17 protein-coding genes are annotated in these 24,578 nt (G+C 56.7%); 4 read left to right on the forward strand and 13 right to left on the reverse strand.

Annotated features, from left to right (window positions below):
- Nucleotides 1-56 precede the first annotated feature (56 nt).
- Nucleotides 57-1,940 (forward strand): alpha/beta fold hydrolase, encoded by a 1,884-nt coding sequence (locus PEH01S_RS08885; protein WP_127484929.1) that lies wholly within the window; start codon nt 57-59, stop codon nt 1,938-1,940.
- 44 nt (nt 1,941-1,984) lie between these two features.
- Here PEH01S_RS08885 and PEH01S_RS08890 read toward each other — a convergent pair whose 3' ends face one another.
- From PEH01S_RS08890 to PEH01S_RS08920, 7 genes are all read right to left on the reverse strand, one after another.
- Nucleotides 1,985-2,653 carry a GNAT family N-acetyltransferase gene (locus PEH01S_RS08890; RefSeq protein ID WP_036712146.1) on the reverse strand — a complete coding sequence of 223 codons (669 nt, stop codon included), beginning with the start codon at nt 2,651-2,653 and terminating at the stop codon, nt 1,985-1,987.
- A 34-nt stretch (nt 2,654-2,687) separates the two neighbouring features.
- Entirely contained in the window at nt 2,688-3,551 is an 864-nt protein-coding gene (locus PEH01S_RS08895; RefSeq protein ID WP_025844445.1) for a carbon-nitrogen hydrolase family protein, read from the reverse strand.
- Nucleotides 3,552-4,289: a class I SAM-dependent methyltransferase gene (locus PEH01S_RS08900; protein WP_246062845.1), complete on the reverse strand. Its 738-nt coding sequence runs from the start codon at nt 4,287-4,289 to the stop codon at nt 3,552-3,554.
- Nucleotides 4,290-4,429: 140 nt separating this feature from the next.
- Nucleotides 4,430-5,992, reverse strand: coding sequence for a fibronectin type III domain-containing protein (locus PEH01S_RS08905; RefSeq protein ID WP_127484931.1), 1,563 nt, complete (start codon nt 5,990-5,992; stop codon nt 4,430-4,432).
- A gap of 115 nt (nt 5,993-6,107) precedes the next feature.
- Complete coding sequence (locus PEH01S_RS08910; RefSeq protein WP_127484933.1) at nt 6,108-8,978, reverse strand: fibronectin type III domain-containing protein; 2,871 nt, start codon at nt 8,976-8,978, stop codon at nt 6,108-6,110.
- Nucleotides 8,979-9,253: 275 nt separating this feature from the next.
- On the reverse strand, nt 9,254-10,180 hold the full coding sequence (locus tag PEH01S_RS08915; RefSeq protein WP_127484935.1) for an aldo/keto reductase: 927 nt from the start codon (nt 10,178-10,180) through the stop codon (nt 9,254-9,256).
- A 19-nt stretch (nt 10,181-10,199) separates the two neighbouring features.
- Nucleotides 10,200-11,207 (reverse strand): Gfo/Idh/MocA family protein, encoded by a 1,008-nt coding sequence (locus PEH01S_RS08920; protein WP_127484937.1) that lies wholly within the window; start codon nt 11,205-11,207, stop codon nt 10,200-10,202.
- 136 nt (nt 11,208-11,343) lie between these two features.
- Here PEH01S_RS08920 and PEH01S_RS08925 point away from each other — a divergent pair, with 136 nt between their 5' ends.
- Entirely contained in the window at nt 11,344-12,180 is an 837-nt protein-coding gene (locus PEH01S_RS08925) for an AraC family transcriptional regulator (RefSeq protein ID WP_025844434.1), read from the forward strand.
- Nucleotides 12,181-12,196: 16 nt separating this feature from the next.
- Here the strand turns inward: PEH01S_RS08925 and PEH01S_RS08930 are convergent, their stop codons facing one another.
- Complete coding sequence (locus PEH01S_RS08930; protein WP_127484939.1) at nt 12,197-13,756, reverse strand: diguanylate cyclase domain-containing protein; 1,560 nt, start codon at nt 13,754-13,756, stop codon at nt 12,197-12,199.
- Nucleotides 13,757-13,873: 117 nt separating this feature from the next.
- Between PEH01S_RS08930 and PEH01S_RS08935 the strand changes: the two genes are divergently transcribed.
- On the forward strand, nt 13,874-16,021 hold the full coding sequence (locus PEH01S_RS08935) for a DNA topoisomerase III (RefSeq protein WP_127484941.1): 2,148 nt from the start codon (nt 13,874-13,876) through the stop codon (nt 16,019-16,021).
- 25 nt (nt 16,022-16,046) lie between these two features.
- On the opposite strand, the gene PEH01S_RS08940 is transcribed toward PEH01S_RS08935, so the two are convergent.
- Together PEH01S_RS08940 and PEH01S_RS08945 are read right to left on the reverse strand one after the other, a co-directional pair.
- Entirely contained in the window at nt 16,047-16,403 is a 357-nt protein-coding gene (locus PEH01S_RS08940; RefSeq protein WP_246062846.1) for a hypothetical protein, read from the reverse strand.
- A complete protein-coding gene (locus tag PEH01S_RS08945) occupies nt 16,363-17,265 on the reverse strand; it encodes a TIGR01777 family oxidoreductase (protein WP_127484943.1) in 903 nt (300 codons plus the stop codon). The genes PEH01S_RS08940 and PEH01S_RS08945 overlap by 41 nt, the downstream gene beginning before the upstream one ends.
- A gap of 227 nt (nt 17,266-17,492) precedes the next feature.
- Between PEH01S_RS08945 and PEH01S_RS08950 the strand changes: the two genes are divergently transcribed.
- The gene (locus tag PEH01S_RS08950) at nt 17,493-22,637 is read left to right on the forward strand and encodes an AAA family ATPase (RefSeq protein ID WP_246062847.1); all 5,145 of its coding nucleotides are present in this window, start codon (nt 17,493-17,495) and stop codon (nt 22,635-22,637) included.
- 107 nt (nt 22,638-22,744) lie between these two features.
- On the opposite strand, the gene PEH01S_RS08955 is transcribed toward PEH01S_RS08950, so the two are convergent.
- The 3 genes from PEH01S_RS08955 to PEH01S_RS08965 are packed head-to-tail and all read right to left on the reverse strand — an operon-like array spanning nt 22,745 to nt 24,476.
- The gene (locus tag PEH01S_RS08955; RefSeq protein WP_127484947.1) at nt 22,745-23,566 is read right to left on the reverse strand and encodes an alpha/beta hydrolase; all 822 of its coding nucleotides are present in this window, start codon (nt 23,564-23,566) and stop codon (nt 22,745-22,747) included.
- 39 nt (nt 23,567-23,605) lie between these two features.
- A complete protein-coding gene (ytxJ, locus tag PEH01S_RS08960; RefSeq protein ID WP_025844422.1) occupies nt 23,606-23,947 on the reverse strand; it encodes a bacillithiol system redox-active protein YtxJ in 342 nt (113 codons plus the stop codon).
- Nucleotides 23,948-23,969: 22 nt separating this feature from the next.
- A complete protein-coding gene (locus PEH01S_RS08965) occupies nt 23,970-24,476 on the reverse strand; it encodes a metallophosphoesterase family protein (protein WP_025844421.1) in 507 nt (168 codons plus the stop codon).
- Nucleotides 24,477-24,578: the final 102 nt, after the last annotated feature.

Here is a 24,578-nt window from a genome sequence, read left to right on the forward strand (position 1 = left end):
TTGCCATCAGTTAGAACTGTATAGTACTAATCGTTAGATCATTAGGAGGAACAACTATGTCGAATTTCTTGATTACGGGCAGCACCGGATTTATCGGCAAGCAAGTGTTGAAGCAGTTGGCTCAGGGGGAGGAGCGGCTTCTGCTGTTGGTCCGTTCTCCGGAAAAAGCGGCGGCAGTCTTCAGCAAGCAAGGATTCGGCGGCAGCGAGGCGGCGAGGCGGATTCATTTCTTGAATGGCGATCTGTCCGAGCCGAACCTCGGGATGAAGCCTGCCGATTACGAGCGGGCGCTGCAGGCCGATGTCATCCTTCATGCGGGAGGCCCGATGAGCATTACGCTCGATAACGCCGAAGCGCAGCGCACGTTTCTCGAAGGCTCCCGTCATCTTGCGGAGTTGGCGGAGCGGATTCATAAAGCGCGCGGACTCCGCCATTTCATCCATGTCGTCGGCTACATGAGCCCGTTTCACGACGGGAACGTCGATCCGGAAGCGGACGTATTCCGCATGGATCATTTTATGAAAGACGAAGGCCCTTATGAACGTATGAAGTTTTTGGCCGATTTATTCATCCGCCAGCAGGCGCTGCGGCACGGTTATCCGCTGTCGGTCGTCAACCCGAGCACGGTCGTCGGGGCGAGCCCTACGGGCGCCACGGAGCAAACCGGCGGACTCGGCATCCTGGTCCATGCGGTTAGAAAGCGATTGATGCCGGTCGTGCCGGGCGGCGCTTCCCATTGGGTCCCGCTCGTGGCCAACGACGCTCTGGCCGGACTGCTCGTCCATTTGGCCCGTGAAGCCAATCCGGACGGCGGCACCTATAATGTGCTGGGACGAAAGGAAACCGGCCCGAATATGAAGGAGCTGCTCGCTCTCATTTCCCGCGAGCTTGCCGTCCCCGCTCCCCGGGGAGCGCTGCCGGTCTCTCTGCTCCACAGCGTCATGCGGACCGGGCTCGGCCGTCTGACTGGCATTCCCGCCGAATCGATGGCGTTCATCACGGAGCGGTCGTTCGATACGAAAGCGACGGAGGCGCTTATCGAACGGGTGGGAGCGAAGCCGCTGGAGGTTACGGGGCTGCTGCCGATGGTCGTGGCCGATCTGGACCACCGGCTTACGCATCCGGGCGCGGCGGACCCTGAGCATTGGACTCGCGAACGCAAAGGAGACCTTGCCGCGCTTGTGCGGGAAGGTCTGGGCGAGCCATGGGTGATCGTGCACGGGCTGCTGAGCGGCGCCGACGACTTCGTACCGCTCGCCGAGCACCTTCATGCCAGCACCGGAAACCCGGTGTGGCTGCTCGACCTGCCGGGCTTCGGCCGTTCGCCCTTGCTGCGGGAGGACCGCCACAGTCTGGAAAGCTACGTAAAAGCGGTAAGCGATGCGATTGCAGACTCCCCCGTTCCGGTCCGGCTGGTCGGGCACTCCTTCGGCGCGCGAATTGCCGCCGAAACGGCCAAGGAGGCCGCAGGGGCGAAGATCGAAACACTGACGCTGCTTCAGCCCGTTCTGCACCGCCCGAAGGCCAGAGCATGGCGCCGCGCGCTCAGCGGTCCCCGCGGAACAGCCTCGGCCCTGCTTCGGCTCCTGCCGGCCCAGGCACTGCGGAACGCGATGCTGCGGGAAGGTGTTTTTGCGGCTCCGGAGGAAATTCCGGACGGCTACGTCGAAACGATCGTCCGCAGCTTGACTTCCCCGCGCATCGCCGCGGCGAATGCGGATATGCTGCATACGCTGTACCGGAAGCTGTCTGCGGAGCCGTGGACGCCTGCCCTTTCGACCTTGCCCGATACGACGGTCGTTTGGGGGACCAAGGATCGCACCTATGCTTTGCCCGAAGCGTACCGGGACCGATCAGGCACGCAGCTCGTTCCGTACGGCCATCAGTTTCCGGTTTCGCACCCGGCCGTTACTGCGAAACTACTGGCGGAGCAGGCCTGAGCGGGACGGCGGGCGGTTGCAAAGCGCGCATCCCGCCAAAAATTCTAGAAGCCTTCCCGCTTCGCGGCGAGAAACGGGTTGCGCCATTCCATCAGCATCGCGTAATTCAAGGATTCTTCATCTTCCAAATAATCGGAAACCAACTTCACGGGCGTTCGGCCGCACCGCAGCAGAAACGTCAGCACCGGATCTTTCCGCTCCCCTTCCAGTACGCTGCACACGTAGTCTTCGGCGGTCATTTCGTCGGCTACCCGGTGATACCCGGGCAGCCGGCCGCCGCCGAGCAGCCGCTCCAGCTTCAGCTCGACGACCACCTCGTACATGGAAAGCATCATCCATTTGCCGAGGCCGAGCTTCCGGTAAGCCGGACGCGCGCATATGTCCACGATATACAGCGTGTTGCCGGCCGGGTTATGGTTGCGGATATACCCTCTGTCAGTAATCTCCTCCCACGTATGATCGGCATGCGCGGGATCGAAATCGACCCGCAGCCCCGTCACAGACGCTGCCAGCTCGCCGCCGATCTCCACGCAGAGCGCGCCCTGGGGAAACCGTTCGATGTGATTCCTGAGCTGCTCCTCGTTCCACCACAGCTCCGAAGGAAACGGCGGCGGGAAGCTTTCCTGCTGAATCCGAATCAAGCCGTCGAAGTCCCGTTCGGTATAAGAGCGAATCGTCGCCTTAACGGGACGGTCTCCGTCGAATACGTACATGTCTTTCCGGTACGAGCCCACAGCCGTTCCTCCCTTATTTCCAATCCGGATACAGATCGGTGCGCCGGTCTCTCCAGGTCGTAACGGAGCCCTTTTCCCGCACCTCGTACAGCAGCGCAAGGTCCAAATCTCCGGTAATGATCATATCGTCGTTGATCTCTCCTGCCGTCATCAAGCCGCCCGGCGGGAACGGCACATCGTTCGGCGTAATGATCGCAGCCTGCCCGAAATTGCCCCGCATAAAATCAACCGTCGGCAAAGAACCGACCGTACCGGTCGCTACGACATAAATTTGATTCTCGATCGTTCGGGCATGGCACGTATACCGTACCCGGTGGAAAGCGTGCCGATCATCCGTGCACGACGGGCAGAAAATAACGTCCGCTCCGCGCGCCCGGGCCATCCGGACAATCTCCGGAAACTCCATATCATAGCAAATGAGGATGGCGATCCGTCCTTTATCCGTGTCGAACACCTGCAGCGAATCGCCTGCCGCCATATTCCATCCTTTTACTTCCCACGGGGTAATATGCAGCTTGCGCTGTTCGGCCACCCGCCCGTCCGGATAGAACAAAAACGCCGTATTGTACAACCGGCCGTTTTCTTCAATGATGTGCGTTCCTCCGATCAGATGCATGCCCGTTTCGCGGGCCAAGCCTTGGAACAGCTCCTTATACTGCCGCGTAAATTGCGGCAGCTCGCCGATCTTGAGCGCTTCGCCGCTCCCGTCCCCCCGGCCTATGGACATAAGCTGGGTCGTGAACAGCTCCGGAAACAGCACGAAGTCCGATTCAAACTCCTCCGCCGTCCTCACATAACTCGTCACCTGGGCGGCAAATTGATCAAAGCTGCCGATCGTATGCAAATGGTATTGTACCGCCGAAACTCTTAGCTTCATCTAAGTCATCCTCCCGTTCCCTGTTTCGTCCGGTTCGCTGGTCCCCTCCGGCAATCGTTCCTCCGACTGCTCTTCAATCGGATCGAAAAATAAAATATGCGGCTTTTTCAAGCACCAGGTCGTCATGCACCGCAGGTTCTCCACGTTCACCGTCTTGAGCGGCTCCACCTGCAAAGCATGATGCTTTTCCGCCGTACGCCCCAGAAGCCCGGAATCGGCCAGAAACCGCTCGCTGCCGTCCGGCAGCACATACCGGCCGCCGCCAAGCGGACGCAGGCGGTCCTCCAGACCTTCGCCCGAAGCGAGACGCGCGAACAAAAGGCCTCCCGGCTTCAGCACCCTCCAAAGCTCCGATACCATCTGCTGAAAATGCGTTTCGCTTTCGGCAAAATGAAGCACCGCACAAGAGATAACGACGTCAAACGTATCGTTGGCGAAGCTCATTTTCTCCACCGGCTCCATGCGGAAGCGCTCCTCCCGCGGAATACCGTCCCTATCCGGCGCAAGCTCGCGAGCCAAAGCGCGGACCGCTTCCACCGCTTCGGCCGACCGGTCCACGGCCCACAGGTCATAGCCTTCCCGCAGAAAGTGGACCAGATTGCGCCCATTCCCGCAGCCTGCATCGAGCACCCGCATCCCGGGAGCAATTCTCCCTTTCAACAACTGGTCGAACAAATAAATATCGATATTTCCGAACTGCTCCCGCACGTTCATGCTTTGCGCTTCACTCGCTTCCAAATGGTGGCGTTTGTCCGCTCATTATATCACAATCTCACACCGGACTGCATCCGGTAGTGCGGATGGACGATCCGCTACGGCATATTCCGGTAAACAAAAGGAACCGGAACGTTACCGTTCCGGCCCAAGAAAAAAACGAATTAACCGGCGATTTTGTCCGCAACATACTGCACATCCGTGCCGTCGATCATGCCGTCATTGTTCAAATCGTACAGACTGTCGTACCCCGGCTGTCCGACACGCGTGCCGCTGTGCTGCGAGATCAGCACGAGATCGCTCAGTCCGATCCGGCCGTCCTGATCGAAGTCTACCGAACCAACCCGTACGGTCAGGGTGACGGGCCTGGGTAGCGTCCGAATCTCCCCTCGGCTGTTGGCAAGCTGCGAATCCGGCTGCAGCGTGAAGGTGCCGCTGCCCTGCTGGAGCACGGTGAACCGCAAGACAGCAAGACTTACGTTCCCGCTCCGCCCCGGCGTTTGCCCGAGTAAAGAACCGCTCACGTGTACCCGGTCCGGCACAGGCGCGCTGTAGCCTCTCACGGCGGTGGTTCCCTCTGTGCCGAATTCCGGGTGCAGCGAAGCTTGCAGCAGCTTGAATTTGGCCGGATCGTACTCTAGCTTCGCCAGAAAAGCGTACACGTCCTCCGCCCCATCCGCCCGCATTTGCAGTTCAAGCACGGAGCCGACGTTCAAGAAGCCCGGCCGGGCCTGCAAACGAACAGCCTCCTTCGTTCCTTGAGCCGCATTCGTTTTCACCGTTGTCGCCGGATTATTTTGGCTGACGTTGCCTGCCGCATCCACAGCTTCGACGGTAAACGTATACGTCGTATCCGGCTGCAACCCCGCTACGTCATAGGAATAGACGCTGCCGTAAACCGAGCCCGCGACGCTGCCGTCCCGGTAAATGCGGTATCCCGTCGCCCCTTGCGCCAGCGTCCAATTCAAGGTCAGCGACGACGACGTCACGTTCGACGCGCTTAGCGTGCTGCCCTCGGGCCAGACCGGCCCGCTCGGCGCAGCCGCTACGGTGAAGCTGGTTTTCAAGATGGCCAGGTTTCCAATTTTATCCCATGCCCGGATATCCAAATCATGCTTTCCGATAGACAAGCCGTGTGCCGGTGCCGATACCGTCACAACCTTTTCTCCTTCGTACGATTTGCTAAACAGCGATACGCTGGCGTCAAGCACCACGTTGATTCGCTCAATCCCTCTTCCTTTATCGCTAGCGACGAACGATATAACAGGATCCGGGGTATTTACCACCGCATTTTTTGCCGGCTGCAGGCTGCTAATCGCCGGCCCATCATTATCTCTGAACTCGGTCCTGACGGTAAGCTGCGGCCCGTTATCCGTCTCGGGCCCGCCCTCGTTGTATGCTTCCACCCTGTAGGTATAGAGAGTGTTCTCATCAAGACGCTCGGCATAATATGGACGATTGCCCGGCGTTCGTCCCCAACTCCTCCCGTTACGGTATATGGCATAATATTGGGCGTTCTCGGCCGGCGTCCAAGTCAATGTGTATGCGCCACCTACGTGTTCCTTGAGCTCCAGCCGACTGCCGGCCGGCCAAACCGGAACAGGGACGGAAGCCTTGTCATTAGTCGATTTCAATGAATTTGACGATTCGAGTTCTTCCGCCGATACGAGGGAAGCGAAAGCAATAAAAAAGATTACTAACAGTGCGCCGATCGACAGCCTTTTCATAAAATCCACCTCTCAAGTATTGGATTTTCCGCCCGAACCAAGAAGTGCATTTCAAGTTGTGCTAGCAGTTCGATTATTGAAATCAACCAAGGCATACCGGTAGCCGCCAAAAGTTTCATCCCGCCACTTTGTCCGCAACATACTGCACATCTGTGCTGTCGATGACTCCATCATTGTTCAAATCGTACAAGCTGTCATACCCCGGCTGACCTACACGCGCTCCGCTCCGCTTCGAGATGAGCACGAGATCGCTGAGCCCGATCCGGCCGTCCTGATCAAAATCTGCCGATCCGACCCGTACGGTCAAGGTGACGGGCCCGGGCAGCGTCCGAATCGCCCCTTGGCTGTTTGCAAGCTGCGAATCCGGCTGCAGCGTGAAGGTGCCGCTGCCCTGCTGAAGCACGGTGAACCGCAAGGCCGCAAGACCTATGTCTCCGCTCCGTCCCGGCGTTTGTCCGAGTAAAGATCCGCTCACGTGTACCCGGTCCGGCGCAGGCACGCTATAGCCTCTCACGGCGGTGGTTCCCTCCGTGCCGAATTCCGGGTGCAGCGAAGCCTGCAGCAGCTTGAATTTGGCGGGATCGTACTGCAGCTTCGCCAGAAAAGCGTATACGTCCTCCGCCCCATCCGCTCGCATTTGCAGTTCAAGCACGGAGCCGACGTTCAAGAAGCCCGGCCGGGCCTGCAAACGAACAGCCTCCGCCGTTCCTTGAGCCGCTTTCGTTTTCACCGTTGTCGCCGGGTTATTCTGACTGACATGGCCTGCCGCATCCACAGCTTCGACGGAAAATGAATACGTCGTATCCGGCTGCAGCCCCACTACGTTATAGGAATAGACGCTGCCGTAAACCGTTCCCGCGACACTGCCGTCCCGGTAAATCCGGTACCCCGTCGCTCCTTGCGCCAGGGTCCAGTTCAAGGTCAGCGACGAGGACGTCACGTTCGACGCGGTTAGCGTGGTGCCCTCAGGCCACACCGGCCCGCCAGGCGCAGCCGCTACGGTGAACTTAGTGATCGATACCTCTCTGTTATCCGCGTCATCCTTCGCAACAATGATCAATTTGTACTTGCCCGGCGTTAACCCGTTTGCTGGCGCAGTCACCATACCCGTCGCTTCGTCGTAGGTGTGTTCCAGCCAATCTTGAACTAATTTTTCATTTTCTATAATCACCGAGATGTCCTTCACTTTGCCTTGACTGTCGGTAATCTTAGCTGAAATGACGGGATTAGCGGTGGTTATGACCTCGTTGTCCCCCGGATCATGTTCGCTTACAACCGGCGGCGTTCGATCCTCGATCGGAGTTCTCACGGTAAGTGTAGGGCCGTTGTTCGTCTCTTTCATATCCTTGTTGAGGGCCTCCACTTTAAAGGTATACTCTGTGTCGTCCTCCAACTTATAATGAAAAAACGAGTATAAAGTCTGACTCCCCTTATTTTGGGAGATCTTTTCGTTGTTCGCATATATCGCGTAGTATTCCGCACCGACTGCCGGCGTCCAAGATAACTGGTAGTTGTCTTTGTAGAGCCGCTTGAACTCCAGGCGACTGCCTTCGGGCCAATAGGCCAACGGAATTTCCGGAGCCGGACCTTCTTTTAACGAAGTCTCACTTAGGATACCGGAGCCGTTTACCGCGAATACCTCATATTTATATTTCTGACCGGGGGACAGCAGCGTATCGGTGAAGCTTTCGGTGTCACTGTATGACCTCACAGGCGTCAGCAATTCTCCATTACGATACAGCAGGTAATAAACTCCCGCCCGAGGCCACGTCAATTTAACTTTGCCTTCCCCGTCAGGTGTAACTTTCAGAACGCTATAAGCAGGCCACACAGGAGCATCCGCTGGAGCCTCGAAGGGCGCCTCCGCCAAAGGAACATAATTCACCTGTACATCGCTGCCCAGTTTAAGCTTCGAAGCGACCTCCTGCTCGTCGGTCGTTCCCCAATAATTGTTTTGAAGAGGTATACTGTCCCAGCCATTATAACTGTTAATTACGCCGTTCAACCCGTTGCGCAGAATATTGCTTTCAGTCACGGGAATCGGTCCATCAAAGCCAACTGCGTTATCGGATAGTTCTCCACGCTTGAAACGGACCGTATTTTCTTGATCCCCTGTCGTACTGAGCAGGCCGATTTGATTGCCGCTGACTTTGGTATCATATAGATATATCGAAATCGTTCCGAACATGCCGTTAAAAACGCGGTCGACATAAGCGCCGTACGCATTCCCTGTAACCGTAGAATCGTATATGGCTCCCGAGCCTTTAAGTCCATACGAATGATTTCCTTCGATTCGGCTTTTGGCGACTAAATTATCCATATCCTTCCGCGCCTCGGAGTCCCCGAGGTCCGTCACCCCTCCTCCGTTGTTGCGGATGAGGCTGTCGTAGACAAATACCCGGCTGCCTCGAATCGCCGTGCCGTTATTTTCAAATACCGAAGAAGCTATGTTGAAGACCTTGATATCTCCGTAGAGTGCAGTTTGATTGTTTGCGAACCTGACATGATCGATAATCACCGGGTTCTTGTTCACGATGGGGTAGGTTCCGGCATCAATAGCCGAAGTGGCGCCGGTAAATTCGGCATGCTTGATTCTGACGGTATTCATATCGATATATTCCAAATCCAGGCCCTTCCAGCTTGGAACGGACTGCGCGGTTTCCGGGCCGAATAAGACCGGTTCGCTTTGCGTACCGTTCACGAGCAAGTTTCCACCTACCCGGAGTCCCGTTTCGTTACGGAACTTAATGACAACGCCCGGTTCGATCGATAGTGTAATATTTTGGTATATGTCAACAGTTGTTGTCACGATGTAGGGACTGCCGGCTTTGGTCCATACCGTATCTTGAGTGATATCGCTTGATATTTGCGTGCCGGTCCCGGATGAAGCTTGAGGCGGCTGCAGTTCTTCCGCCGATCCGGGGGAAGCAAAAGCAATAAATGCGAGGAATAACAAGAACAACGCGATGATCGATAGCTTTTTCATGAAGATCCTCCTCTTGGTATTGGATTTTCCGCCTGAACCAAGATGTGCGAATCAAGCTAACTCTGGCACCAGTAAACGATAAAAGTCCCCCGCCCCCCTTCACTTCACTGTTTCCTCAAATAATATCATCCATTTCTTCCAGAAATAAATAGAAATTAGCTAAAGAATTCTAAATATTTCAACAAAAGCCTCCGTAAAAAATAAGAGCACTCCGCCCCCGGCGAAAATGCTCTTCGTTATACGCAATCTATGTCGCAGTGAGACCGCTCGCCGACCTACCCGTGCTCCAGCCAGCTCAGCTCCTCCCGCGTTAAGCGGATGTCCGCCCCTTGCCGGCACGACTCCAGCTCCTCCGACGTCTGCGCCCCGATCAATGCGCAGGCGGGGAACGGCTGGTTCAGCACATAAGCAAGCGCGATCTGAATCGGGCTGGCGCCTTTTTGCTTGCCCAGCATCTCCGCCCGCCGCAGCCGGGCCCAGTTGTCGTCGCTGTAGAACACCCGTACCAAATCGGCGTTATCCGTCACCTCGGGCGAATAGCGTCCGGTGAAAAAGCCCCGGGCCTGCGACGACCAGGACAGCAGCGGGAACCGGTTCCGCTCGTGCCATGCGCAATCGTCGGCGTAAGCCGTTACGCAGCCGGCCCAGAACGGCTCTTTCGCTTTGGCCAGACTTAAATTCGGGCTGCTGAACGAGAACCCGGTTAAGCCGTTCGCCGCCGCATAGTCGTTCGCCTCCTGCAGCCGCTGCACGGACCAGTTGGAGGCGCCGATCGCCTTGATGCGGCCTGCCGCGATATGCCCGTTTAAGGCCTCGATGATCACGCCGACCGGTACCGACGGATCGTCCCGGTGCAGCGCGTACAAATCGACATAATCGGTGCCGAGCCGCTCCAGGCTTTCGCTCAAATCGCTCGCGATCGCTTCGGGCGTCACACGCGGACCGCTGCTGTCGTGATGAGCCCCTTTGGTCAGGAGTACGACATCGGACCGGTTCCCCCGGTCCTTCATCCATTGGCCGATCGTACGCTCGCTGTTCCCGCCGCCGTAGACATGAGCGGTATCGATCGTATTGCCTCCAATCCCAAAGAACGCGTCGAGCACGCCGCTGACCTTGTCGTAGATGTCCATGCTGAAATAATCCGAGCCTTGAATCAGGCACGATACCGGTTTTTCCAAGCCTTCGATGCGAATCGTTCTCACGTCTCGTTCCTCCCCAGAATTATAAATTCAGCTCTACGCGGCGGCGTTCCCGGGCCGATGTGAGACAAGCGTCGACGGCACGCATGTTGTTCACCGCGTCCGACGGTCCGAACGGCATCGGCTCGCCGTGCAGGACGTTCCGGCCGAACGCATCGGCTTGAAGCGTATATTGGTTCACGTAAGGAACCTCTACTTCGCGCTTTTCCCCTCCGGCAACAACATAAAAATGATCCTGCTCGTTTTCATGGACAACGTACGCGGACGGGACCTCGATCCGGCCCTCCGTTCCGAGGATCTCCAGCGTATTGCGTCCGGCCGCCCACATCCCGCAATCGAAGGTAAGTGCAACGCCCCCGGTAAATTCGAGCAGTCCCGAAGCCATCATATCGACGTGATCGTGCTCCGGCGAGAAGAAAGCATGCACCGCCGCCGCTTCCGGCTCCCGCTCCAGAATGAACCGCGCCGCGCTGATCGGATATACGCCGACGTCGTAGATCGATCCGCCGCCCATCCACTGCTTGAAGCGCACGTTATCCGCATCCTTCGCATTGTTGAAGGTGAAGGCGCCGTGAATGGCGCGGATCTCGCCGATCTCCCCGCTCCGGATCACCGCTTTTATTGCCGCATAGCGCGGATGATAGCGGTACATGAACGCTTCGGCGAACGCCACGCCCGCCCGGCGGCAAGCTTCCGCCATCTCTTCGGCTTCTGCCGCATCGATCGCGGCCGGCTTCTCGCACAGCACGTGCTTGCCCGCCTCCGCGGCACGGATCGTCCATTCCTTGTGCAGGTGGTTCGGCAGCGGAATATAAACGGCATCAATCTCGGAGTCGGCGAGCAGCTCCTCATAGCTTCCGTATGCTTTTGGGATATTCAGCCGTTCCGCCGTTTCCCTCGCTTTGTCCAGCCCACGGCTGGCAATAGCCGCTACGGTGCCGGTAACCGATTGTTGAATCCCCGGGATGACCGAGCGTACGGCGATACCCGCGCAGCCGATGACTCCCCAACGAACCTTGCTTTCCCTCATTCCCTCATCGCTCCTTCAGCTTTGTATGGATGAATATGCTAAGATATTGTCATTATATTGAACCTGGAATAAAATGAAAATAACATCTTATTGCATTCGAATAAAACAATATTGTCATCCGAAAGGAGAAGTAGAAATGCGGCGCCAAAGCTTTCTGCCGACGCTGACCGAGCACGAATATTTGCTGCTGCCCGAATCGGTCGGCTGGTACAAGGACCCTGAGCATGAGGTGATGCGCAAAGCGGGGGCTCTCAACAATTTCAGCATCCATCTGATCGTGGACGGCAAAGGCTACCTGGAAACCGACGGACAGCGGCATACGCTGCACCGGGGAGACGCCTTTCTCTACTTCCCTTTGCAATCGCAAAGGTATTACAGCAGCCAGGACGAACCTTGGGAAGTGCGTTGGGTGCATTTTTACGGAAAAACGCTGAAGGAGTTTTTGCTGGAACGGGGCATCGGGCCGAAGCCCTTGTGGAAAATACCTCAGTGGAAGCCGCTCGAACAGGCTTTGGCGGATTTGCTGGAGGAGTTGGAGCAGAACGGATTTTGGCAGCTGACCCGCATCTCGACGCTGACTTACGCGATCCTGGCGGAATTCGTTACGCAAGCGGTTCCTTGGTCTGAAGCCCGAAGCCCCGAGGCCGACAACCGGATCTCGGAGCTCTTGCCCGACATGCAGCGCGATGCCTGCCTGCCGTTCGATTTGCAGTATTGGGCAGACCGGGCCGGCGTCAGCAGCTATTATTTTTGCCGCCTGTTCAAGAAAGCGACTCATCTGACACCGATGACCTTTATTACGCTGTGCCGGCTGCAGAACAGCAAGCAGTGGCTGCTGGAGCAGCCGCAGCTGACGGTGAAGGAAATCGCCGAGCGTGCCGGCTATCCGAGCGTCAGCTACTATAACAAGCGGTTTCTGGAGCAGGAAGGCATGACGCCGACCGAGTACCGGCAGCTTTATTTGCGCCGTTAGCTCCGGCGTCCAGCGATTAGCTCCCCGGCTGATAGCTTTCGCTCCGGTTGCGTCCCTCTTGCTTGGCCCGGTACAGCGCCTTGTCCGCCATCCCGACCAATTCGAGCGGCGAGAGCCCCGCATACGGAATGGACGAAGCGGCGCCGACGCTGACCGTGACATACTCGGAAACCGACGATCCGATATGCCGGATACGAAGCGTTTCCACTTCCCGGCGGATGCTCTCCGCCACGCTCGCGGCCTGCAGCCTTCCGCATGCCGTCAGGACGACCACAAACTCCTCGCCGCCATAGCGGGCAGCGAGTCCGTCCATGCTGCCGACGACCCGCTGCAGAGCGCCTGCAACCTGTTTCAGACAAGCGTCTCCGCCTTGATGACCGTAGGTATCGTTATACGCTTTGAAGCAATCGATATCGAGCATAATAACGGATAGCGAATGCGAATACATCGCCGCTTTCGCCCATGCCGCATCGAGAAATTCGTCGAACGCCCGCCGGTTGGCCACCCCCGTCAGCCCGTCGCGGCGCGACAGCTGCTCCAGCATGCGGTTGGCCTGCATCATGGTCTCTTCAGCCCGCTTCGACTCCGTCCTGTCGACGATCATCGCCAAATAGCCAAGCAATCGGTCCTCCTGCTCCCTAACTTCACTGAGCATCAAGTGTATGTGAAACCGGTCTCCGTCACGCCGGACGAAGGTCCACTCCTGTTCATGGCCCTTTCCTTCGGACAAGCCCGCCACGAACACCTCCAGATCTTTTACCGGTCGTCCTAGCTGACGCTGAAGCTCTTCTTTTCTCAGCGCAAACTCCGCCGGGTCCACCATCGTTCCGGGAATCTGCCGTCCGATGGCTTCGTCGGCGCGAATTCCGAACATTCGTTCCGCCCCCGGATTGAACACTTTAGCGATGCCTGCCGGGTCCGTGAAAATAATCGCAACCCCTGTCGCCGAGCGGAAAATCGCCTCCTGCAGCGTATACGACCGCCGGTAGTTGGCTTCGCTTTCCTCCAATTGATAGACGAGACGGTTGGCATCGGACAAATAGCGAATCAGGTACGCGACGAACAGACCGCCGGACAAAATAATAGCGACAAAATAAAGATTCACCTTCCAGCTCTGCCATCCCAGCAGAAAAAACAAGCTTGAGGTGATGATCCCGATGCCCGCCGCGATGGAAAGCAGCCATTTTTTCCAATAATCCGTCACACGCGCGGCAATGATGCCGCTGATCAAGCCCAGAAGCATAGCGGTCGTGGCCGCCGTTAGCGAGGATTGGTTCACTCCGAACATCGCAATCCGGCCGGCGGCGATGATCAAGCCCGTCACCGCCGAAGCGTAAATTCCACCGAAATGCGCTGCCGCGATAATGGCGATCTGCCGAAAATCAAGAATGGTCGACCCGTCGATCCTGACGCTGAAGAACATCAGCAAAATGCCGAACAGCCCGTGCACCCCTCCGATAACGAGACGCAGTTTTACAGGCATCAACGGCTTCCGTTCGTAGTTGCGCAGGAGGCGGCTTGACAAAAACATAAATGCAGTTAATAATGCCAAATTAGCGGTAAATAATTGGAACATGGACCGCACCCCCTCTATCTCTCTGTGCTGTCGATCATATCAGACACGTATTAAAAAAGTGTTAGGACTTTCGTACTATTGTGTTAAATAAACGTACCGCGTGGAAAGGAGTCTGGCATGAAATCACTCGTATTGGCGGAAAAGCCGAGCGTCGCCAAGGAAATTGCGCGCGTCCTGGGCTGCCAGCAGAAACATAAGCATTATATGGAAGGTCCCGGTTATGTGGTGACTTGGGCATTGGGGCATTTGGTCACACTGGCCGAACCCGAGGAATACGATCCAAAATACAAAAACTGGAATTTGGACGATTTGCCTTTGCTGCCCTCACGGATGAAGCTGAAAATCATCCGCGAAACGACGCCGCAATTTAAGGCGATCGCGCAGCTTGCGAAGCGCGGCGATCTGGAGCAGCTCATCATTGCAACCGACGCCGGACGCGAGGGCGAGCTCGTGGCCCGCTGGATTATGGAAATGATTCATTGGAAAAAGCCGTTCAAGCGGCTCTGGATTTCTTCGCAAACGGACAAAGCGATCAGGGACGGCTTCGCCTCGCTGAAGCCGGGGCAAGCGTACGACCCCCTTTACCGTTCCGCCGTTTGCCGGGCGGAAGCGGATTGGCTGATCGGTCTTAACATTACGCGCGCCTTGACCTGCAAGCATAACGCCCAGCTGGCGGCCGGTCGCGTGCAGACGCCGACGCTTGCGGCGATGATGGACCGCGAGCGCGAGATCAAATCGTTTCAAGCAAAGGATTACTGGATGCTGCGGGCCCAGTTCGGCTCGTTTCAGGCCGTATGGCGGAGCCAGTCGCATCCGGACGGACGCCTGTTCGATAAAGCCGCGGCCGACGCGCTGCTCGAACGCTTGAATAAGGTGCGCTCGGCCAAGGTTGCGCAGCTTAAAGTCACGGAGAAGAGCGAGCCCCATCCGCTCGCCTACGACTTGACCGAGCTGCAGCGCGATGCCAACAAGCGGCTCGGCTTTACTGCGAAGCAAACGTCGAACGTGCTCCAACGGCTGTATGAGCAGCACAAGCTCGTCACGTATCCGCGCACCGATTCGCGGTACTTGTCCTCGGACATGGTCTCCACGCTTCCCGACCGGCTCAAGGCCTTGAACGTCCAGCCTTACGCGGCTTGGATCAAGCCGCTGCTTGCGAAGCCGCTCCCGGTGTCCAAGCGCGTCGTCGACGACAGCAAAGTGTCGGATCACCATGCAATCATTCCGACAGACGAACGCCCGCAACTGCACAATCTGACGGCCGACGAGCGCAAGCTGTACGACCTGATCGTGCGCCGTTTCATCGCGTTGTTCTCTCCGGCGTTCCGCTATGACGAGACGTCGGTGACGCTGGAGGTCGGAGGAGAGTCTTTCCACGCCAAAGGGCGTATCGTCAAAGATGCAGGCTGGAGAGCGCTGTATGAAGCGGGCGCATCGACCGGCACAGACGAGGACGACGATGCGGCCGAAGACGAACCGGCGTCCCGGCAAACGCTGCCCCCGCTTCAGCCCGGGATGGAGCTGAAGGAGTTCCGGATCAGCCAGCACAAGCAGACGACCAAGCCGCCGGGCCGCTACACGGAAGCGGCGCTGCTAGCGGTCATGGAAAAGCATAACCTCGGCACGCCGGCAACCCGCGCCGATATTATCGAGAAGCTGCTGCAAACCGATACGATCGAGCGCCGCATGAATACGCTCCAGCCGACCGGCAAAGGCGCCCAGTTGATCGAGCTCGTCGTGCCCGAGCTTCGCACCCCGGAGCTGACAGCCGCTTGGGAGCAGGAGCTGGAGCGCATCTCCAAAGGCAAAGGCGACGCCGGCAAGTTCATGGAAAGCATCCGCAAGCAAACCGAGGCCATTGTCCGGGAGGTCAAGACGAGCGAAGCCGAATACAAGCCGCACAACCTGACCCATTCCCGCTGCCCGGAGTGCGGCAAGCCGCTGCAGGAGATCAAGAGCAAGCGGGGCAAACTGCTCGTTTGCAGCGACCGGGAATGCGCGTATAAACGGGCCGCGGAGCCAATGCTTTCTAACAAGCGCTGTCCGCAGTGTCACAATCGGATGGAGATCCATACCGGCAAAGCGGGCAAATACGCGCAGTGCCGGCCATGCAACGTGATCGAAATGCTCGGCGAATCGGGCGGCGGACGCGCGGCGAAGCGTCAGCAAGCCCAGCTTGCCAAGCAATACAGCGATAACGTTTCGCTCGGGTCCAGCCTGGAAGAAGCGCTGAAGGCCGCGATGGCGAAGCACAAAAAAGATTGAAGCCGCAATTGGCTTCAATCTTTTTTTAGCTCATTTGTTCCACCGTCGGCCGGACTTCCCGTTCATAATACGTCCGCAGCTGCTCTTTTTCCTGCTCCGTGAACTGGTACTCGCAGTCTCTTCCTTCGTCCTGCGGGACGATCTCGACAATGTCGCCCCTGCGCGTACAGACGATGAGCGCTCCCAGTTCAACGATTCCGTCCGGCACCTTGCTGCCCTCCGCCAACTCCAGACTTACCTCCACATCGATCCACTGCTCGCCGCGCGCCTCTACCCGGGAACGAAACCGCTCGAACCGCAGCTCGCGGATGTCCGGATTGCCGTATTCGATCATCTCCCGTTCACCCCTTCTTGCCGGACCGCACCAGATTTTCCAGCGCATGATCGATCACCGAATATTTATAACGAAATCCAAGATCGGTGACGACTTTCGGAAATACTTGCTGACCCTTCAGCAGAAGCTCGGACATTTCGCCGAACAACGCTTTCAGCACGAACGCCGGAACCGGTAACCAATATGGCCGGCGAAGCGCCTTGGCCAGGCTGCGTCCGAACTGGTCGTTCGTCACCGGAATCGGCGCCGTCGCATTAACCGGCCCCTCGATCTCTTCGTGCTCGATGCAGAATTCAATCATCCGGCACAGGTCTTCGATATGAATCCACGACATGATTTGACGGCCGCTGCCGACCCGTCCGCCGATACCGAGCTTAAACGGCAAGCTCATTTTCGGGAAGGCGCCTCCGTCGTTGCCGAGCACAAGTCCGATCCGCAGCAGAACGACGCGCGTATCCGGGATATGCTCCGCTGCCATCTCCCATTGGTCGACAACGCCGGACAAAAAATCTTCCACGCGCAGCTCGCTTTCCTCCGTGAACGACTCGGTCTCCGACGTGCCGTAGATCGCCATGCCGGACGCATTCACCAGCACAGGCTTTTTCTCCAGCTGTTCGATAAGGGCTTGGACGCGATGAACCGCATCCAGACGCGACTCCAGGATCCGCTTCTTGGCCTCCTCCGTCCAGCGCTGGTTGATCGTTTCCCCGGCCAAATTGACGATTGCGTCGACACCCTCCAGCGGCTTAATATTATTTTCCAGTTCGTCCCAAGTCATATGACGGATCAACGGATGATCCGAACGTCGCTTTTTCCGTGAAATGAGGATTACCGTATCTTTTCTTTGTAAAAACAATTGGGTCAAATGTTTGCCGACAAAGCCGGTTCCCCCTGCAATAGCGACCTTCATGAATGCTCCTCCGCTTACAAATGATATCTTTTTGACATTCATTATATCGGAAATCGCTTCGCGAAGCCATGCTGCGCCGAAAATCTTTACTTCCCTTGCCGCAGCCGGTGCGGCAAGCGCTGGCAGCAAGCTTCTTCTAATGGCGGATACTGGGATTTATGGTTGCTTCCACACCTGCGAAAAAGTACAATAATATGAAACAAAGCAGTTTATCGGAGGGCATTCCATTGGCTTGGAACGTAAATGAAAAGTCGCTTGAGCCGATCGGCGAAAACGGCTTCACGATTCTTTACCGCGGCGAAGAGCTTCCTTCCGGCGAGAAAAGGCTCGTGAAAGTATTAAAAGACGAATATTCCCAGCCTTCGCAACCCGACTGGCTGCATCAAGAATATAAAATTGGCAAAACCATTCCATTGGAAGACATCCTCGTTCCGTGCGGGATGTCCTCGGTCGGCGGCGCTTCCGCGCTTGTCATGGAGTACACGGACGGTCACCCTCTTTCTTCCCTGCTGACTCCGCAGCCTATGGAGCTCGGCCTTTTTTTACAGTGGGCCATCGCGACGTCGGAACTGATCCGAAAGCTGCACCACTTGAAATTCGTCCACCTGGCGCTTTCGGCGTCTGCATTTTTTGTCGAATCCGATAGAAAAAAGATGAAACTTACCGATTTATATCGCGTAATGCCGGTAGCCGCGCTGCCGGACACCACCGCGGAACCGACTGTTTACGAAGCGGAAAGGCTGCTTTACTCGGCGCCGGAGCAGACCGGACGGATGAACCGGCGAACGGATACCCGGACGGATCTGTATGCGCTAGGCGTTTTGTTTTACCGGATGCTCACCGGAGTCTATCCGTTCGACAGCGAGGATACCTGCGAGCTTGTGCATCAGCATATGGCGAAGCAGCCCGTCCCGCCCGGCGAGCGGTCGTATAAGGTGCCGCAGCCCGTTTCCGGCATTGTCATGAGATGTTTGGCGAAGCAGCCTGAAGACCGGTATCAGAGCGCATTTGCGCTGCGGCGGGATTTGGAAAGCTGCTTGAAGCAGCTTCAGACGGAAGGCTGCATCGATGAATCGGCCGTGGGCGGCGCAGCCTTGTCGGACCAGTTCCACATCTCCGATGCGATCTACGGCCGCGAAGCGGAGCTCCAGCAGCTTCAGGGCGCTTACCGGCGAGCCCAGCTCGGCAGCCTCGAAATCGTGCTCGTCTCCGGCTTGTCCGGGATCGGCAAGTCGTATTTGATCCATGAATTTCAAAAGTCGGTGCAGAGCGGCGGAGGCTTGTTTGTTTCCGGCAAGTTCGACCAATTCAAGCGCGATACGCCGTACCATGCTGTCCGGCAAGCGGGACGGCAGCTGCTGCAGCATTTGCTCGCGCTTCCCGAGGAACGGTTCCAGGGGCTGAAACAGCGGATTCTGGAGGCCGTCGTACCTAACGGACAAATCCTGGTCGAGATGAATCCCGATATCGAGCGGATTCTCGGCAAGCAGCCCCCGCTTTCCAAGCTTCCGCCTGCCGAAACGCATAACCGGTTTATTTTAACCTTGCAAAAATTTTTGTCCGTCTTTATGTCCAAAGCGCAGCCCCTGGTTATCTTCCTGGACGATCTGCAGTGGGCGGACCCCTCTTCCATCCAAATCATCGAGGACATGGTGTTGGGCTCGGGGCTGCAGTACGGATTGTTCGTGGGAGCCTATAGAGACCGGGAATTTATCGAGCATCCCCCACTGGAGGCGTTCCTGGACAAAATGGAGCGCAGCAAAGTGCCGAATAGGATGAGGATCCGGCTCGAACCGCTCGGGGAAGAGCACGTCGAACGCATGCTGGAGGATTCGCTCCGGCCGGTCCGCCAGCCGGTGCATGAATTGGCGAGCCTGATCATGGATAAGACAAAAGGGAATCCTTTTTTTTCCAAGCATTTTTTCCGGACGCTGTACGATCATCAGCTGCTGCGTTTTAATTACGAAGCCTGCTGCTGGGAATGGGACTCCGGCAAAATCGGCGAGCTGCATATTACCGATAACGTCGTGGATTTCATGATTAACCAAATCCGCCGTCTCACCGTGCCTCTGCAGCAAGTATTGATGCACGCCGCCTGCGTCGGTCATCATTTTTATACCGAGACGCTGGCCCATGTGCTGGAGCGGCCTCCGGATACGATCGTCCCCCTGCTGCAAGAAGCGGTTAACGAAGGACTTCTGCTGCAGGCCGGTCTTGCGCGGCAAGCCCCGCCGGAAAAGCTCTCCTTCAAATTCATGCACGACCGGGTCTATCAAGCAGTCTACTCGCTTGTCCCGAAGGAGCGAAAAAAAGAGATCCATCTTCATATCGGAAGGCTGCTGCAAAAGCATTATCAAGGGGAAGCGCAGGAAGAGCGGTTGTTCGAAATGACGAACCAGCTCAATCTCGGCTCGGAACTTATGACGCTCCCCGAGGAAAAGGAGCAATTGGCGCAATTGAATTCGGCGGCGTGCCGAAAAGCGAAGACCAGCTCCGCTTACGACATCGCGCTGCGTTATGCGGCCCAAGGCATCGCATTGCTGGGGGAAGACGGCTGGAGGCGCCAGTACGAGCTGACCTTTTCCCTGCGGCTAGATCAAGCCGGGCTGGAGTACTTGTGCGGTCAGTTCGAAGAAGCGAAGCGTTCATTTCAGACGGTGCTGAAGCATGCGCGTTCGAAGCTGGAAAAAGCGGAAGCCTATAACCTGATGATGGTGCTTTTTACCAACATGGGCGAGCATGAAGAAGCGTTAAGGATCGGCTTGGAAGGATTGAAGCTGTTCGATCTCCCGATCATGCGTAATCCCGGCAAGCTGAGTATCGGCCGGGCGCTGGTGAAGACGCATTTGCTCGTTGGAACCCGGCATCCTCAAGAGCTGCTTGATCTGCCGGTCATGACGGACCCGAACCATAAAGCAGTCATGCGGCTCATGGTGAATTTGACGCCTCCGGCCTATTTTTTAAATTCGGAATTATACGTTTATCTTATGCTCCAAATGTTCAACTACTCGCTTGTCCATGGACATTCGGAAGGCTCGGCCCTCGCGTGCTCGACGTACGGGATCATTCTAAGCTCGCTGCTCGGACGACTGAAGGCCGGCATGGAATACGGTCGGCTTGGGGCTAAGCTTAGTGATACGTTTAACGATTTGTCCATGAAATGCAAAGTATACTTTGCCTACGGCTCCTTTGCGAGCAACGCTAAGGAGCATATCGAAGCAAATGTCCAATATTTGCGCCGGGCTTATCAATTCGGAATAGAATCGGGGGATTTCGTATACGCAGGCTATTCGATCGCGTTCAGCTTTTTTCTCCGGCTGTTTAAAGGCGATCCATTGCCGGACATTCTGAAGGAAACGGACCAGTATCATACGTTCATCCATCAAGCGAAAGACCGGGATACAATCTGGATTTATATCGTGCTTCAGCGGTACATGATGTTTTTGCAGGAAGATATTACGCCTGCCCCGGACGTCGAAGGCGGCTGCACACCCTTCATGGACGCGAACGAAACGAAGCAAATCATAGCTTCGACCAATCAGGCTATCGCCCATACGTATTACGTGCTTCAAGCGCAAACGTATTTGCTGCTGGACCGTCCGGACGAAGCCAAGGCCATTTGCGAGACTGCGGAAGCCGGAATCAAGTCGGTTTTCGGTCTGCCGCACGTGCACCAGCATCACTTTCATTATGCGTTGGCGCTTGCCGGTCTGTACGCCAAGGCGACGGCCAAGGAGCGGAAAGCCTACAAAGCCCGCATCCGCAAAAGCATCCGGTTTCTGGAACGATGGTCGGCATTCTCGCCGGACAATTTTCTGGCGATGAAGCTGTTGGTCGAGGCCGAATGGCATCGGATTTCCGGTAACCCGGTGCTGGCTGTGGAAAAATACGACGAAGCGATTCATCACGCCTCCAAATACGGCTTCGTGCCGATTGAAGCGATGGCCGGTGAATATGCCGCGAAGCATTACATGGAGGCCGGCAACCTCAAGGTGGCCCGCTCTTATTTAATGGAAGCCAGAAGCTTGTACGCAAGGTGGGGCGCCAACCGGAAAGTATCCGCTCTGGGCAACCGTTATCCGTCCTTACTCAGCCGGGTGCAAGCCGGCGAATCGACGATCGACCTCTCCTCCATGATGAAGGCGTCTCAAGCCATCTCGAACGAAGCCGTGTTTCAACACATGCTCGAAAGCATCATGACGATCCTGCTGGAGAACGCCGGTGCGGACAAAGGGCTCCTTGTGCTTGAACGGAACGGCCGGCTGTTCGTCGAAGCGGAAAAGGCGCTCCGCGTCCCGTTCGAGGCGCTCCATTCGGCCTCTTTGGACGATTGCCGCAGCGCGGCCGTCACGGTGATTCAATATGCGGCCCGGACCGGTGAAACGGTGCTTTTGCCCAATGCGGCAGCCTCGGACATCTTCGCCCGGGACGCTTACATTTTGGCGCAGCGGCCCAAAGCGATTCTTTGCGTGCCTATCCTTAAGCAATGCAAGCTGATCGGCGCGCTTTATTTGGAGAACAGCCTCGCCAGCCATGTATTTCAAGAGGATCGTCTCGACACGCTTAAGCTGCTTGCCGCGGAAGTCGCGGTGCTGATCGAGAATTCCAAGCTGTACGATCATCTGGAGTACAAGGATTACAAGCTGCAGCTCATGGAAGAGCGGGAGAAAAACATCCGTCTGCAGCTTGACGAGAAGGAACGATGGGTACAGTCGGCGGAAGCGACGATGCTGAATATACGCAAGGCCCAGCACGAGCTGATCAACAACGTGCAGACCGTTCATGCACTGCTGATGATGAACAAGTTCGATATGGCGAAAGAATATATCTCCGTCTGGTGCAAAGAGCTCGTACAGCAATCGGTCATCGGTTCGGTTGAATTTCCGGTGCTCGGCGTCGTTCTGAACAACCTGTCGCTCATCTGCATCTCGGAGAAAATCGACCTGCAGGTCGCCGGCAAGCTTGACTGCACGTTCGAAGAGTTGACGCTGCCCATCAGCTATTTTTCCAGCATCATGCACAATCTGTTGAAGAATGCCGTGGAAGCCATTCCGGCAGACGACTTGCTGCGCACCGTCCGCCTGAAGATTGAAGAATCCGAAGACCGTTACACGGTTTCCGTATTTAATTCCGGCTCCTATGTCAAGGAAGAGGAGCGGCTAAAAATATTCGAGAAAGGCTTCTCCACCAAATCCGACGTCACGAATTCCGGTCTCGGACTGCATATCGTGCAAAATTATCTGCAGCATTACGGCGGATGCGTCGAGTGCCATTCCGATCCGGGATCGGGAACAACGTTTACCGTGCACTTGCGCAAAAAAGGACCGGCAACGGGCCAAGCCGCGGGCGCTGCGGCTGCCGGATTGAATTAGCGCCCTCGGCGGTTTCTTGAACGTCCTCCCAGGCGCACAAAAGCCCGCCTGTCTCCAGCGATGAATTTCATCCACTGAAGACGGCGGGCTTTCGGCGGTATCCATTGTCAGACCGCCGGGCTGTGCTTGAGCGACGATTCGGCGAAACAGCGCTCGATGAACCGAAGCGCCTCCGGCAAATGCCCTCCGAAATAGTCCCAAGTATGATCCCCTTCGAATTCCATATACTCGTGCGGGTAACCAATCTGCTCCAGCAGCGCCTGATAGGCGGAGTTGAGCGGGAATAACGAGTCCGAGGTGCCGCAGTTGAAATGCAGCGCGGGCCGGGCTTCTTCCTTCACCCTCCGTGCAGCCAGCACGTGCAAATCCAGCTCTTGCGCATAAGGCCCGTGTACAGGTCCGATCATCCGGCACACATCCGTGCGAAGGAACGCTTCGGTCATGAGGCTGACCGACATGAGCGCGCCCGCGATACTGGCCGCCGCCCCGAAGAGGTGCGGATTGCGCAGCGCCAGCACGAACGAGCCGTAGCCGCCCATGGACAAGCCGCAGAGAGCTCTGTGGGAAGGAGCTGCCATCGTGCGGAACTCGCGGTCGACCGCAGGAATAAGATCGTAAAGGAAGTAATCCTCGAAGCGTCCCGAGCCGTCAAACCAGTTGACGTAAAAGGTGCCGTGACCGTAGCCTCCGTCGCTGACCATCACGACGATGCTCTCGCGAAGGTCTCCGGAAGCCATGAGCCGTTCGATCGTTTGCTCGGCGTTACCTTTCACGCTCCAGCTCGTTTCGTTCCCGTATAGCCCGTGAAGCAAATAAATAACCGGGTAGCGGGTGTCCTCAGACTCGTTATAGCTCGGGGGAAGATAGACGTAGCATAGCTTGCGCGCAAACAACGCGCCGGAAAAAAACGCAAATGGCGTCACTCCCATTGCGGCCATTCCCCTTTCCTTAGTCTCAGCTGACTGGCCTTAGTTCAAAACGGCAGTCATATGCTCTTCGGTAATCGCCCAATGCGACGTATTCCAGACCGTTTCTTTGTTCTTGATATATAAAATTTGCGGCGAAGCGTGCTTCACTCCCGTATCCTCGGCAATTTGGTTGGACACCGGACGGGACTCGATAACCTTGACCAAAATATATTTCACATCCGGGTTCGGCGTTTTTCCGAGATAGGCCTCGTATTCCTGCAGCGCATTGAAGCTGACCGGACATGCCGTGCTGTGCTTAAGCACAACGATCGGTTGTTCCGTCGTCGCCGCTAAAAGCTGTTCCCATTCTTCATTCGTTGTAATTTCTTTCCACTGTGCCATGTCGCTTCCTCCGTCTCCTGAATCAATTGGTTTTGTCAAAAAAATAATGGTCGGCTTCCACCCGGTCCCCGAGCTGCAGGATGCCGTAGGAATACCGGGGCTGCCGGCGCTTGTCGGTCGGCGATCCGGGATTGAACAGCAGCATGCCTCCGCGCTCTTCCTTGAACGGGATATGCGAGTGGCCGAACAGCACGATGTCCGCCGTCCCCTTTCCTTCCGCGTCGCGGAAAGATTCGTAAGCCGTATCGGGCGTAGAACGACCGCCGTGTCCGTGCACCATCCCGATGCGGTACCCGCCAAGCTCCAAAATCTTGCGCCGGCCGAAGCGTCTTACGATGTCCATGCCGTCGTTGTTGCCGGCGATCCCGTCAACGGGAGCCAGCGCTTCAAACAGATCGCACACGGCCTCATCCACCCAATCCCCCGCGTGCAGAATCAGATCGACTCCCTGCAAGCCTCGAACGAGCGGTTCCGGCAGCGTTCTGGCCCGGCTGAACATATGAGTATCGGATACGATTCCGATGCGCATGGCAGCTCCCGCCCTCCATTTACATTGATTTCTTCATTTTACCATACATCCAAGGAAAAGAAAAAAGCACCGCAAGGGTGCTCTCCCGTATCGAACCCAAAA

Source organism: Paenibacillus ehimensis NBRC 15659 (assembly GCF_004000785.1).
Lineage (GTDB): Bacteria > Bacillota > Bacilli > Paenibacillales > NBRC-103111 > Paenibacillus_G > Paenibacillus_G ehimensis.